14 protein-coding genes are annotated in these 13,300 nt (G+C 70.4%); 6 read left to right on the forward strand and 8 right to left on the reverse strand.

Annotated features, from left to right (window positions below; translation table 11 throughout):
• Positions 1-7: 7 nt before the first annotated feature.
• The 6 genes from OO69_RS00270 to OO69_RS00295 all read right to left on the reverse strand — a co-directional run bounded on the left by OO69_RS00270 (position 8) and on the right by OO69_RS00295 (position 6,052).
• Entirely contained in the window at positions 8-1,072 is a 1,065-nt protein-coding gene (locus tag OO69_RS00270; RefSeq protein ID WP_033278261.1) for a type III polyketide synthase, read from the reverse strand.
• Between the two features lie 266 nt (positions 1,073-1,338).
• Positions 1,339-1,575: a DUF6213 family protein gene (locus OO69_RS00275; protein ID WP_033278262.1), complete on the reverse strand. Its 237-nt coding sequence runs from the start codon at positions 1,573-1,575 to the stop codon at positions 1,339-1,341.
• A 25-nt stretch (positions 1,576-1,600) separates the two neighbouring features.
• Positions 1,601-2,986, reverse strand: coding sequence for an NADP-dependent succinic semialdehyde dehydrogenase (locus tag OO69_RS00280; protein ID WP_033278263.1), 1,386 nt, complete (start codon positions 2,984-2,986; stop codon positions 1,601-1,603).
• A 74-nt stretch (positions 2,987-3,060) separates the two neighbouring features.
• Positions 3,061-3,531 (reverse strand): NUDIX domain-containing protein, encoded by a 471-nt coding sequence (locus tag OO69_RS00285; protein ID WP_033278264.1) that lies wholly within the window; start codon positions 3,529-3,531, stop codon positions 3,061-3,063.
• Positions 3,528-5,066: an ATP-dependent DNA ligase gene (locus OO69_RS00290; protein WP_033278265.1), complete on the reverse strand. Its 1,539-nt coding sequence runs from the start codon at positions 5,064-5,066 to the stop codon at positions 3,528-3,530. The genes OO69_RS00285 and OO69_RS00290 overlap by 4 nt, the downstream gene beginning before the upstream one ends.
• A gap of 29 nt (positions 5,067-5,095) precedes the next feature.
• Positions 5,096-6,052: an NAD(P)/FAD-dependent oxidoreductase gene (locus OO69_RS00295; RefSeq protein WP_234444286.1), complete on the reverse strand. Its 957-nt coding sequence runs from the start codon at positions 6,050-6,052 to the stop codon at positions 5,096-5,098.
• A 70-nt stretch (positions 6,053-6,122) separates the two neighbouring features.
• On the opposite strand from OO69_RS00295, the gene OO69_RS00300 reads away from it, so the two are divergent.
• From OO69_RS00300 to OO69_RS00325, 6 genes are all read left to right on the forward strand, one after another.
• Positions 6,123-6,704: a helix-turn-helix domain-containing protein gene (locus OO69_RS00300; protein ID WP_033278267.1), complete on the forward strand. Its 582-nt coding sequence runs from the start codon at positions 6,123-6,125 to the stop codon at positions 6,702-6,704.
• A 191-nt stretch (positions 6,705-6,895) separates the two neighbouring features.
• A complete protein-coding gene (locus OO69_RS00305; protein WP_033278268.1) occupies positions 6,896-7,873 on the forward strand; it encodes an NADPH:quinone oxidoreductase family protein in 978 nt (325 codons plus the stop codon).
• Positions 7,870-9,075 carry an acyl-CoA dehydrogenase family protein gene (locus OO69_RS00310; protein ID WP_033278269.1) on the forward strand — a complete coding sequence of 402 codons (1,206 nt, stop codon included), beginning with the start codon at positions 7,870-7,872 and terminating at the stop codon, positions 9,073-9,075. Before OO69_RS00305 ends, OO69_RS00310 begins: the two co-directional genes overlap by 4 nt.
• Complete coding sequence (locus OO69_RS00315) at positions 9,072-10,145, forward strand: acyl-CoA dehydrogenase family protein (RefSeq protein WP_033278270.1); 1,074 nt, start codon at positions 9,072-9,074, stop codon at positions 10,143-10,145. The genes OO69_RS00310 and OO69_RS00315 overlap by 4 nt, the downstream gene beginning before the upstream one ends.
• Positions 10,146-10,327: 182 nt before the next feature.
• Positions 10,328-11,191 carry a phosphatidylinositol-specific phospholipase C/glycerophosphodiester phosphodiesterase family protein gene (locus tag OO69_RS00320; RefSeq protein WP_033278271.1) on the forward strand — a complete coding sequence of 288 codons (864 nt, stop codon included), beginning with the start codon at positions 10,328-10,330 and terminating at the stop codon, positions 11,189-11,191.
• A gap of 110 nt (positions 11,192-11,301) precedes the next feature.
• The gene (locus OO69_RS00325; protein WP_026150825.1) at positions 11,302-11,496 is read left to right on the forward strand and encodes a hypothetical protein; all 195 of its coding nucleotides are present in this window, start codon (positions 11,302-11,304) and stop codon (positions 11,494-11,496) included.
• A gap of 26 nt (positions 11,497-11,522) precedes the next feature.
• Here OO69_RS00325 and OO69_RS00330 read toward each other — a convergent pair whose 3' ends face one another.
• Both OO69_RS00330 and OO69_RS00335 read right to left on the reverse strand, forming a co-directional pair.
• The gene (locus OO69_RS00330; RefSeq protein WP_199810850.1) at positions 11,523-12,761 is read right to left on the reverse strand and encodes a phosphodiester glycosidase family protein; all 1,239 of its coding nucleotides are present in this window, start codon (positions 12,759-12,761) and stop codon (positions 11,523-11,525) included.
• A gap of 75 nt (positions 12,762-12,836) precedes the next feature.
• Positions 12,837-13,196, reverse strand: a complete 360-nt coding sequence (locus OO69_RS00335; protein ID WP_033278273.1) for a DUF779 domain-containing protein — start codon at positions 13,194-13,196, stop codon at positions 12,837-12,839.
• Positions 13,197-13,300 lie beyond the last annotated feature (104 nt).

A 13,300-nucleotide genomic window follows, 5' to 3' on the forward strand; every position in this document is an offset into this window, starting at 1 on the left:
GCCGTACTCAAGCCGTCTCTCGGTCGTCGTTGTGCCAGCGGCCCAGGGCCATCTCGGCGGTGATGCCGGGGCCGAACCCGGCGAGCAGTCCGCGCGCCCGGTGTTCGGCGCCGCCCTCGTCGAAGAGCCGGCGCAGCGCGTCCAGCACGACGGCGCTGGCGATGTTGCCGTACTCGGTGAGGGTGGCCCGGCTGAACCGGAACGCGTGCGGGTCGACCTGGAGGAACTTGCTCAGGTCGTCGAGTATTCGGGGCCCGCCCGCGTGGACTATGTAGAAGTCCAGGTCGGCCGCGTCCCAGCCGTGCAGTCCCGCGAGGTCCTGGAGCGCCGGGGCGAGGGGCTCCATGGTGGCCGGCACCCGCTTGTCCAGCAGGAAGTGGAACCCGGTGGCCCGGACGTCGTACATGATCCACTCTTCGGTCTTGGGGATCAGGTACGACCCGTTGCGCTCCAGCTGGATGCCCGTGCCGCCCCGCCCGCGCACCACGGCCGCGGCGATGCCGTCGCCGAACAGGCCGTTGGAGAGCAGGGAGCCGATGCCGAGGTCGGTCGGCTGGTAGCACAGCGAGCAGAACTCGCAGGCGACGATGAGAGCGTTGGCGTCCGGGTAGGCCGTGCAGAAGTCGTGCGCCCGGTTGATCGCCGCGCCGCCGGCCGCGCAGCCGAGCTGGGCGATCGGGATCTGGCGGGTCGTGGACTCGAAGGCCATCTCGTTGATCAGCCAGGCCGTGAGCGAGGGCATCATGAAGCCCGTGCACGAGACGTAGATGATCACGTCGATGTCGGTGGTGAGGAGCTCCGCCTCGTCGAGCGCGTGCTGCACGACCGACGGGACCCGGGCCTTCGCCTCGGCCGTGTAGATCCTGTTGCGGTCCTCGAACCCCGGGTGCTTCAGGGTCTCCTCGATGGGCTGCACGATGTGCCGGGTGCGCACACCGGTGTTCTCGATCAGCCGGAGGGCCAGCGGCAGGTTGGGGTGGTCCGCGTGACGGGAGCGCGCCAGCTCCAGCGTCTCCTCCATCGTGATCACGTGCTCGGGAACCGACACCGAGGGCTTGCACAAAGTCGCCATGAACCGTCCCTGCTTTCGCCTTCCGGAAGGCCTTCGCCCGCCGGTCAGAAGGTGGTTCACCTCAGAGGGTGGTGCACCCACGATCACCCGGGAGGACGACGATCTCGCGGTGGACTACTCCAATTCAGGGACAAGCTCATAAAGACAGGATCAGTAAATCCTGTGAAAGCGCAGAGGGGGCGACCTCTAGATCAAGGCTGGGCGCCACCCCCTAGGGGCGCGGGGAACTGCGCGACCAGCCCCCACCGGGCGCGCCACTCAGCAAACTACGAGCCGCCCCCACTGCTATGCGCAATGCACGCAACGTCAATCCGGTCGGCAAGCTTCGCCAACTCAATGGTCAACGCGGCGACCGTGTCCTCGTCCAGCCCCTCTTCCCCGGCCTCGACAAGGTGCAGCCACCGCCCACCCACGGTACGCAAAAGCTTGCTGACATCGGCGGCAGCCACCTGCAAGGTCCCGCGGTCGTCGACGATCAGAGGCAGAGTCACTTCGCGGTTCACAGAGGGGATCGTAGCCGCGGAACGCTCACGCTCCGTGCCATACCGTGGTGATGTTGCAGAACTCGCGGATTCCGTGCCCCGACAGCTCCCGCCCGTACCCGGACCGCTTCACCCCACCGAACGGGAAGGCCGGATGCGACGCGGTCATCCCGTTGAAGAACACCCCACCCGCCTCCAGGTCCCGTACGAACCGCTCGACCTCCGCCTCGTCCCGCGTCCACACATTGGAACTCAGCCCGAACGGCGTGTCGTTGGCGAGGAGGACGGCCTCGTCGAGGTCGCCGACCCGGTACAGCGTGGCGACGGGCCCGAACGTCTCCTCGCGGTGGATGCGCATCTCGCGGGTGATGTCGGTGAGGACGGTCGGCGGGTAGAACCAGCCGGCCCCGTCAGGCCGCTCACCACCGCACAGCACAGTGGCCCCACTCTCCACCGCGTCGTCGACGAGCTCCTCCAGATCGCTACGACCCTGCTCACTCGCGACCGGTCCGACCTCGGTCTCCTCCGCCAGCGGATCACCGACCGTGAGCGCCTTCATCCCGGCCACGAACCGCTCGGCGAACGCGTCGAAGACATCCGTGTGCACGATGAACCGCTTCGCGGCGATGCACGACTGCCCGTTGTTCTGCACCCGCGCGGTCACCGCGACCTGCGCGGCCCGGTCGATGTCGGCGGACGGCATGACGACGTACGGGTCGCTGCCGCCCAGTTCCAGCACCGTCTTCTTGACCATGTCCCCGGCGACGGACGCGACCGCCCGCCCCGCGGGCTCGCTGCCGGTGAGCGTGGCCGCCTTCACCCGCTCGTCGCGCAGGATCTCCTCGATCGCGTCGGAACCGACGAGCAGGGTCTGGAAGGCGCCCTCCGGGAAGCCCGCGCGGTGGAACAGGTCCTCCAGGTAGAGGGCGGTCTGCGGCACGTTCGACGCGTGCTTGAGCAGACCGACGTTGCCCGCCATCAGCGCGGGCGCGGCGAAACGGATCACCTGCCAGAGTGGGAAGTTCCACGGCATCACCGCGAGGACGGGACCCAGCGGCCGGTAGCGGACCAACGCCCGTGAACCGCCCGAGTCCTTGACGTCCGCCGCGTCCGGCTCCTCGTCGGCGAGGAGCCCCTCGGCGTGGTCGGCGTACCAGCGCATCGACTTCGCGCACTTGGCGGCCTCCGCGCGGGCCTGCTTGACCGGCTTGCCCATCTCGGTGGTCATGGTCCGGCCGATGTCCTGTTGGTCCTCGTCGAGCAGGTCGGCGGCCCGGTGCATGAGCCGGGCGCGCTCGGCGAAGGAAGACGTCCGGTACGTACGGAACGTGGCCTCCGCGAGCTGGAGCCGCCGCTCGATCTCCTCGCCGCCCATGGCCTCGTACGTCTTGAGCGTCTCGCCGTTGGCCGGGTTGACCGTCGCGATGGGCATGGCTGACCTCCTGGAGCGGGCTGTGCTTCGACCTTCCCGCGTGGCACGGGGGACCGCAACGCGTGCACGGCCCTTCAGCCCGAGTGCTCCACCAGCCGGTCGAGAAACGTGGCCTGCGCCGTGACGATGACGGCCCGCGCCCGTTCGAGCCCCAGCCACTCCACCCGATCCAGCTCCGGGAACTCCTGGACCTGCCCGGACTTCGGCGGCCATTCCATCTCGAAAGTGCCGGGAACCATGGCCGCCGGATCCAGATCAGCCTCGATCGCCCACGCGGTGACGACCTTCCCGTTGCTCTGCCGCACTTCGCCCAGCTCGATCGCCTCGCCCTCCGGCGGCGCGATCCCCAGCTCCTCCTGGAATTCACGCCGGGCCGCGTCCCAGGCGGTCTCGTCGGGCTCGTACTCACCCTTGGGCACACCCCACGCCCCGGCGTCCCGCCGAGCGAAGAACGGGCCGCCCATATGGCCGAGCAACACCTCCAGCCCACGTTCGGTGTGCCGGAACAACAACAGCCCGGCACTCCGCTTCCCACTCCCACTCACGGCTTCACCTCCGGATGCGCTGCCAACAACGTCTCCACCGAGTCCGCCTCCTCCACCCGCTTGTCCTCCCGGTACCGCACCACCCGCGCGAAGCGCAGCGTGACACCGGCCGGGTACCGCGTGGACTTCTGCAGTCCGTCATACGCGATCTCTACGACGAGTTCGGGCCGTACGGTCACCACGTGGCCGTCGCTCTCCACGGCCAGCTCCTGGAGCCGCTCGGTCTGCCAGGTCAGCACGGCGTCGGTCATGCCCTTGAAGGTCTTGCCGAGCATCACGAAGGAACCGTCCGAACTCCGGGCGCCCAGATGGAGGTTGGAGAGCCTGCCGGTGCGTCGGCCGTGTCCCCACTCGGCGGCCAGGACGACCAGGTCGAGGGTGTGAACGGGCTTGACCTTCAGCCAAGAGGCGCCCCGGCGGCCCGCGTTGTACGGAGCTTCGAGCCCTTTGACCACGACCCCTTCGTGGCCGCGCTTCAAGGTCTCGGCGAGGAAGGCCTCCGCCGCCGGGACATCCTCCGGGCCGGACACGAGAGTTCGGCGGACGCGCATCGGTTCGGGCACCAACTGGGCCAGTTCCGCGTGCCGTTCGGCGAACGGGAGGTCGAGCAGGTCGCGGCCGTCGACGGACAGCGCGTCGAAGAACACGGGGGAGACCGGGACCGTCTCGGCGGCCGTGGCCACGTCCACCCGGGAGCCGACCCGGCCCGCCGTCTCCTGGAAGGAACGCGGCCGCCCGTCCTCGTCGAAGGAGATGACCTCACCGTCGAGGATGAACCGCTTGCCTCTCAACTCCATTGCTGCGGCGGTGAGTTCGGGGAGGCGGTCGGTGATGTCGTCGAGGGTGCGGGTGTAGAGCCGTACGACGTCACCGTCGCGGTGGACCTGGACGCGGATGCCGTCGAGCTTCTCCTCGACCGCGCACTCGCCCAGCTTCTCGACCGCCTCGGCGACGGACGAGGCGCTGTGCGCGAGCATCGGCAGGACCGGGCGCCCCACGGTCAGCCGGAAGCGGTCCAGGGAGGCGGGGCCGTCGGCGAGCAGCGCCTCGGCCACCGTCTGGAGCGAACCGGCCAGCATCACGGCCCGCCGAACGTCCGCTGCGGGCACGTCGGTTGCCTGGGCCAGGCCCTCCACGGCGACCGCGTCCAGCGCACCCTGCCGGACCTCACCCGTGATCAGTCCGAAGAGGAAGCGCTGCTCGTCGGCGGTGGCCGCGCCCATCAACTCGCCCACCATGCGGGCGCGTTCAGCCTGCGAACCGGCGCCCGACACCTTGCCGAGGGCGCTGAGCCGGGCGTCCACGTCGTGCACGGTGAGGGTGGGTTCGGCGGCCGGTTCGACGGACCGACTCAGCACCTTCCAGCCGATGCCGAGGCGGCCCTGCGGCAGTCGTCCCGCCAGATACGGGATGACGATCGGGACGTCATCCGGTGCCGCGTCCCGAAAGAGCTCCGCGAGCAGGGCGATCTTCCGGGACCGCGCCGAGGTGGCGGCGACCTCCTGGGACACATGCGCGAGCCGGGTCAGCAGCATGCAGCCATCGTGCAACGGAGGCGGCCGGTCTACACCCGGACGGCCGCGTCGAGATCGCTCATGAGCAGCTCGCCGTTGATCGTGGCGCCCGCCCGGTACCCGGCGGAGGCCGCGTTCACGACCTGCTCCGCGAAGCCCATCGCGTTGCCGACCGCCCACACGCCGGGCACGGTCGTCAGACCCGTCGGGTCGACCACGGGGTACGCGCCGAACGGCGTCTCGTGCAGCTCGGCGCCCAGCTTCTCCAGCAGCCCGGTCTGCGGGACGGCCCGGGGCGCCACGAACAGGGCCTCGCGGGGATGTGTGCTGCCGTCCGCGAGACGGACGCCGGTGAGCCGGTCGTCCTCGACGGCCAGTGCCGCGACCTCGCCGGGCACCACGGCGACCCCGGCGGCGGCCAGCCTGCGCAGGTCGTCGTCGGTCAGCTCGGACTCGGCGACCGTGTGCAGGAACAGGGTCACGTCCTTGGACCACTGCGAGACGATCAGCGCCTGGTGCACGCTCATCGGTGTCGTCGCGAGCACCCCGAAGGCCTGGTCACGGACCTCCCAGCCATGGCAGTACGGGCAGTGGATCACGTCCCGCCCGAACCGCTCGGCGACCCCGGGGACGCTGGGCAGCTCGTCCTTGAGCCCGGTGGCGACGACGATCCGCCGCGCGTGCACGGTCTCCCCATCGGCCAGCGCTACGGCGAAGCCGTCGCCCTCGCCCTTCGTGACGTCCACCGCGCGGTCGCGGACGAGATCGACGCCGTAGCGCGCGATCTCCTCGCGGCCCAGGGCGAGGAACTCGGCCGGAGACATCCCGTCCCGGGTCAGATAGCCCTGCATGTGCGCGGCGGGCGTGTTGCGCGGCTCACTGGCGTCGACGACGAGCGTGCGACGCCGGGACCGGCCCAGGACCAGCGCGGCGGAGAGCCCTGCCGCTCCACCGCCGATGACGACCACTTCGTAGGTTCCGGTACGTGTCTCGGTCACGGTGACCACCTCCACCCCCGAAGGTCGCCCCCTCCCTGCCGTATTGACAAACACGTTTGCCGAAACTGCAATATCGGTCATGAACGACGACACGGACGACGTACTCGCGGAGGTCGGCCCGAGGCTGCGCCGCATCCGCAAGGAGAAGGGCGCGACCCTCGCCGGCCTGTCGGAGACGACCGGCATCTCGGTCAGCACCCTGTCCCGCCTGGAGTCAGGCCTCCGCAAGCCCAGCCTGGAGCTGCTGCTGCCTATTGCGCGGGCCCACCAGGTGCCTCTGGACGAGTTGGTCGGGGCACCGGCGGTTCGCGACCCCCGCGTACGCGCCGAGCCGATCGTCCGCGGCGGCCGCACCCACTGGCCCTTGACCCGCCAGCCCGGCGGCCTCCAGGCCTACAAGGTCCTGGAACCGCAACGGAAGGTCGAGCCGGATCTGCGGACGCACGAGGGCTACGAGTGGCTGTATGTGATGTCTGGGCGGCTACGTCTCCTGCTGGGCGAGCACGACGTGGTGCTGGGGCCGGGCGAGGCGGCCGAATTCGACACCCGGGTACCCCACTGGTTCGGCTCGACGGGCGAGGGCCCGGTGGAGTTCCTGAGCCTGTTCGGCCCACAGGGCGAACGAATGCACGTAAGGGCAAGACCAAAGCGCGGCCAGTAAAAACGCCGCCCCCTACAGCGCCCTTCTTTTAGGGGCGCGGGGAACTGCGCGACCAGCCCCCGCCGGCCCGCGGTCAAAGAACTACACGCACCCCGCGGAGCGTGACGAACCCGACTGTTCCCTGACGTGCAAGCGACCGCTTAGTATGCAACCGACCCCGGTCAGACAGAGCAGTCCCGTGGAGGCCCCGCATGCAGGCATGGCAAGTGCACGAGAACGGCGAGCCGAGTGAGGCGATGCGCCTGACGGAGGTGGAACGACCCACGCCGGGCGACGGCCAGGTCCTGCTGAAGGTACGCGCCGCGAACATCAACTTCCCGGACGTCCTGATGTGCCGGGGCCACTACCAGGTCAGGCCCCCACTCCCGTTCACCCCCGGCGTCGAGATCTGCGCCGAGACCGAGGACGGCCGCCGCGTGATCGCCAACCCCGCCCTGCCGTACGGCGGTTTCGCCGAGTACGCGATCGCGGACGCCGCCGCCCTGCTGCCCGCCCCCGACTCCCTGGACGACGCCGAGGCCGCCGCGCTCCACATCGGCTACCAGACGGGCTGGTTCGCCCTCCACCGCCGCGCCCACCTGGAGGCAGGCGAGACCCTCCTCGTGCACGCCGCCGCCGGCGGGGTCGGCAGCGCGGCCGTACAGCTCGGCAAGGCCGCCGGTGCCACCGTCATCGGTGTCGTCGGCGGTGCCGAAAAGGCGGTCGTGGCACGGGAGTTGGGCTGCGACGTCGTGATCGACCGGCGTACCGAGGACGTCGTCGCGGCCGTCAAGGCGGCCACCGGCGGACGCGGTGCCGACGTGGTCTTCGACCCGGTCGGCGGCGACGCCTACACGCAGTCCACGAAGGTCGTCGCCTTCGAGGGCCGGATCGTGGTCGTGGGCTTCGCGAGCGGCACGATCCCCAGCCCCAGTCTCAACCACGCCCTGGTGAAGAACTACTCGATCCAGGGCCTGCATTGGGGGCTGTACGCGACCAAGAACCCCAAGCTGATCGCGCACTGCCACGAGCAGCTGACCGACCTGGCCGCGCGCGGCGTCATCAAGCCCCTGGTGAGCGAGCGCGTCCCGCTGGCCGGTGCGGCCGCCGCCGTGCAGCGCCTCGGCGACGGTGTCACCACCGGCCGGGTCGTCGTCGTACCGTCGTTGGAGAACGGAGCCGCCGTATGAGCGAGGAGACCACGGGAGCGGATGCGGCCGCGGCCGAACTGCGCCGCCGCGCCCAGGAGTTGCTGGCCGCGCACCCGCCGCTGGAGACCGATCAGCTCGATTTCCTCAAGGCTCGTTTCGACGCGGGGCTCGCCTGGGTGCACTACCCCGAGGGCCTCGGCGGGCTGGGTGCCCCGCGGGCTCTCCAGGCCGTCGTGGACGCCGAGTTGGAGGCGGCCGGGGCTCCCGACAACGACCCGCGTCGGATCGGCATCGGCCTCGGGATGGCCGCGCCGACCGTCCTCCGTTTCGGCACCGAGGAGCAGAAGAGCCGCTTCCTCAGGCCGCTCTGGGTCGGCGAGGAGGTCTGGTGCCAGCTCTTCAGCGAGCCGGGCGCCGGGTCCGATCTGGCCGCGCTGGGCACGCGTGCCGTCCGTGAGGGCGACGACTGGGTCGTCAACGGGCAGAAGGTGTGGACGTCCAGCGCCCACCTCGCCCGCTGGGCCATCCTCATCGCGCGCACCGACCCGGACGTGCCCAAGCACGCCGGCATCACCTACTTCATCTGCGACATGACCGACCCCGGCGTCGAGGTCAGGCCGCTGCGCCAGATCACCGGCGAGGCCGAGTTCAACGAGGTCTTCCTCACCAACGTCCGTATCCCGGACGCCCATCGCCTTGGCGAGGTCGGCGACGGCTGGCGGGTCGCGCAGACCACGCTGATGAACGAGCGTGTCTCCATCGGCGGCATGCGCATCCCGCGCGAGGGCGGCATGATCGGCCCGATCAGCCAAACCTGGCGCCAGCGCCCGGAGTTGCGCACCCACGACCTCCACCAGCGCCTCCTCAAGCTCTGGGTAGAGGCCGAGGTCGCCCGGCTCTCCGGCGAACGGCTGCGCCAGCAGCTCGTCGCGGGCCAGCCCGGCCACGAGGGCTCCGGCATGAAGCTCGCCTTCGCCCGCCTCAACCAGGAGATCAGCGGCCTGGAGGTCGAACTCCGGGGCGAGGAAGGCCTGTTGTACGACGACTGGACCATGCGCCGCCCGGAACTGGTGGACTTCACCGGCCGTGACGCCGGTTACCGCTACCTCCGCTCCAAGGGCAACAGCATCGAGGGCGGGACCAGCGAGGTCCTGCTGAACATCGTCGCCGAGCGCGTCCTGGGCCTCCCGGCCGAGCCGCGCACCGACAAGGACGTCGCCTGGAAGGACCTCGCGCGATGACGGACCTGCTGTACTCGGAGGAGGAAGAGGCGCTCCGCGCCGCCGTCCGGGACCTGCTCACCGACCACTGCGACGCGGCGAGCGTCATCGCCCGCACCGAGTCGGACGCCCCGCACGACCTGTCCCTCTGGAAGTCCCTCGCCGACGGCATGGGCCTCGCCGGTCTCCTGGTGCCCGAGGCACAGGGCGGCCAGGGCGCCACGCACCGCGAAGTCGCCGTCGTGCTGGAGGAGTTGGGCCGCGCGGTCGCTCCCGTCCCGTACCTCACGAGCGCGGTCGTGGCCACCGAGGCACTCCTCGCGAGCGATGCCGAGGACCTCCTCGCCGAGCTGGCCTCCGGGCGGAGGATCGGCGTCCTCGCCGTCTCCCTGAGCGTCGCTCCGGGCGGTGCCTATAAGGCCGTACGTCACGAAAATGGTTCCCTGCACGGGGAGTTGACCGGCGTCGCCGACGCGGCCGCCGCCGATGTGCTGCTGGTGCCGGGGGAGGACGGCGGGCTGTACGCCGTCGACGCGGGCGCCGTGACCGTCGTACCGCAGGTGTCCCTGGACCTGACCCGGCCGCTCGCGCGCGTGGTGTTCGACGGGGCCGCCGGGCGGCGGATCGGGGACGCCGAACCCGCCGTACGACGTGCTCTGCGGGCCGGGGCCGGGCTGCTCGCGTCCGAGCAACTCGGGCTCGCCGACTGGACGTTGACCGAGACGGTCCGGTATCTGAAGGAGCGCAAGCAGTTCAACCGGCCCGTCGGCGGGTTCCAGGCGCTCAAGCACCGGCTCGCCCAGTTGTGGCTGGAGGTCGTCAGCCTGCGGGCCGCCGCGCGCAACGCGGCCGACGCCCTCGCGACCGGTGACGACACCGACGTGGCGGTCGCCGTCGCGCAGGCCTACGCGGCGGCCGTCGCCGTCCACGCGGCCGAGGAGGCCGTCCAGTTGCACGGCGGCATCGGCATGACGTGGGAGCACCCGGCCCACCTCTACCTGAAGCGGGCCAAGGCCGACTCGATCGCCTACGGCACGGCGGGCGCCCATCGCGAGGCGCTGGCCGGATTGGTCGACCTGCAAGCCCCTTGAGCGCCATGAGGTGAAGACCGCGGGAAGCCCGCCCCACCTGGGGCGGGCTTTTCCGTGCGCCCCCGCCGAAGGAGTGAACACGCGAGGGCAGTCCGGCCAACTCCTGGCATGTACAGGTTCGTTGGCGTGCTCACAGCCTCATACTCCCTGTGGTTCTAGCCCGCCCCACACGGAGGAACACCATGGCCCTCATCACCCGTCGCAGAGCTCTCACCGCGCTCGGCGCCACCGTCGCGGCAGTCCTCGCGCCGCCCGCGGGCAGCGCCTTCGCCGGCGAACAAGGGCACCGCAAGCGGCCGTTGTGGCGCGCCCACGCCCACAACGACTACGAGCACCCCCGGCCGCTCTTCGACGCCCTCGACCACCGTTTCGGCAGCGTCGAGGCCGACATCTTCCTCGTCGGCGACCAACTCCTCATCGGTCACGACGCGTCCGAACTCGACCCGAGCCGCACGCTCGAATCCCTGTACCTCGAACCGCTCTCGGCCCTGGTGAAGGCCAACCACGGCTCGGTGTACCGGGGTTGGCGCCACCCGCTGCAACTCCTGATCGACATCAAGACCGAGGGCTCCTCGACGTACCTCGAACTCGACCGCCATCTCCTGCGCTACAAGCACCTGTTCACCACCTATGCCCACGGACGCGTCCACCAGGGCGCCGTCACCAACGTCATCTCCGGCGACCGCGCGGCCCGCATCCCCATGGAGGCGCAGACCGTACGCCGCGCCTTCTACGACGGCCGCCTCGCCGACCTCGGCAGCTCGGCGCCCGCCTCCTTCATCTCGCTCATCAGCGACGACTGGCAGGCCAACTTCACCTGGCTCGGCACCGGTGCCTTCCCCGCCGCCGAACGGCAGAAGCTGCGCTCGATCGTCGCGCGGGCGCACGCCCACGACCAGACCGTGCGGTTCTGGAACACCCCGGACGTGGCGGGCCCCGCCCGCGACGCGCTGTGGGACGAACTCTTCGCCGCCGGTGTGGACTTCCTCAACACCGACGACCTGGCCGGGCTGGAAGCGTTCCTGGACGCGCGCCGCACGGCGTGACACCACACGTTCGGGGGACACGTCAGTAGCCCGGACGAACCCTCCGCTACGCCACACTTGCGGCCGAACGCCGTGAACCAGGCATGGCGGCGTGGCGGAGGAGGGTGACGATGGCGATTTCCATCTCTGTGGTGCTGCTGCTCCTGATCCTTGCGGTGATCTTCATGCGCAGCGGCGGGCTGAAGCTCTCCCATGCGCTGGTCTGCGCACTGCTCGGGTTCTTCATGGCGAGCACCAGCATGGCGCCCACGATCCACAGTGGCCTGACGGCCACCGCGGATCTGGTGAGCGGCCTGCATCCCTGAGATCAGCCGGTCGATCGGCTGACTGATCAGTTGGTCGAGAAGACTCCGACGCCGTTCGGTACGGGACGCTCGGCGCCGCCGCTGGGGTGGTTCCGTACCGTGACGGCGGCCGCGCCGGGTGCGCGGGCGACCAGGGTCGTCGAGCCGCCGCCGTCCAGGCTGAAGGCGTCGACCGAGCCCAACTCCCGCATCTGGGTGGCTACTTCGGCGATCGTCAGACCGCTGCGGTAGGCGACCGCGCCGTCCGTCGCGAACAGCAGCAGACGGTGGCCGCCGTTGGCGATCCCCACGGCGGTGCGGACGGCCGAGGCCGTGTTGTCGAGACCGGCCAGCGGTCGGCCGTTCCGCAGGACGGGGTAGCCGCCGAGGGCGAAGCGGTACGGAACCCCGGACCTCGACGCCACGAGACGGTGCTTCACCTGGACCCGCTCGCCGGAGTACAGCTTCCGCAGCCGCTGCGCACCCGCCTCACGGCCGACGAGAACAGTGGTGCCCGCGGCGATGGCGCCGGTGCCGGGGGTGTTGGACGCCGACACGACCCGGCCGTCGCGGACGGTCACCTCATAGGTGTCGGCACTACAGGCGCCGGCCCGGTTCGTGTCCGTGCCACATGTGGCACGCACCCGGGAGACGCTGCCCCACTGTGTGGTGAACGCACCGATGGAGTTCTCCGGGAGCGCGTACTGGTTGAACCCGCCGAGTGTCAGCCGACCATCCGGGGTGCGGACCGATCCGCTGAGGGCGAGGCTGTCCAGCCGGGCCACCCGGTCGACCCCCACACCGAGCACGTTCCGGGTGTTCGTGCCGGGCGGCAGCGATGGCCCGAAACGCTGGCCGTCCGGTACCGCGGCCTTCAGCGCGACGCCGCTCGCGATCGCCGGCCCGTCGGTGGAGCCGGTGGCCTCGACGCCCGGGTGCTGGGTCTCGGTGATGTTGAAGAAGTCGCCGTTGACGCCCGCGACGGCGCCCGCCGAGTCGGCGAGCTGGGAGACGGGCTCCCGGGCCGCCACCGCGCCCGGGTACAGCAGGTTGACGCGCACATGGGTGTCGCGCAGGTCCACGACGACCACATGGGCGTGGGTCACACCCTTGGCCGCGGTGATGTCGAACTGCCGGTAGGTGACACCGGGCGCGAGCCGCGTGGTGCCCGGCACGGCGTTGGCCGGTGCCGCCCCCACCAGGGCCGCACCGGCCAGCGCGCCGAATGCCGTGAGATGTGTGAGTACGGATCTGCCTGCTCTTAAACGTTTTTGACGGTGCGTCACAGGATCCCCTGATGTCTCGTCAACTCTCTCAAGTCTCAGGGGAAGTGCAGCAGATGACGGTGACTGGCGGGGCCGCTAGGCGCCGACTACACGGGAACGAGTGAGAAAACGCACCCCCTCGGGTGCCTCCAGCGAGAAACCGCTGCCGCGCCCTGCTACGACGTCCACGATCAGCCGCGTATGGCTCCACACCTCGTACTGACTGCGCGAGATCCAGAAGGTCACGGGCTCCGGCACCCCGTCGACCTCCAGCTCGGCGAGCAGTACGTCCGAGCCGCCGGTGCGGAACTCGCCCTCCGGGTAGCACATGGGCGCACTGCCGTCGCAGCAGCCGCCGGACTGGTGGAACATCAACGGGCCGTGCTGTGCGTGGAGTTGGCGCAGCAGGTCGGCTGCGGCGGGGGTGAGTTCGACGCGCGGGGTGGTGTCGTCCATGTCGGCCGTCCCAGGGAGGCGGGTGGTGGGGTGCGGGTGGCCCAGCGCATCACGGGCAAGGTTGCGAGAGGGTTGCGCGGCGCCCGTGCGGACAATGGGCTGCT

It is taken from the genome of Streptomyces sp. NRRL F-525, assembly GCF_000716605.1.
Taxonomy (GTDB): Bacteria; Actinomycetota; Actinomycetes; order Streptomycetales; family Streptomycetaceae; genus Streptomyces.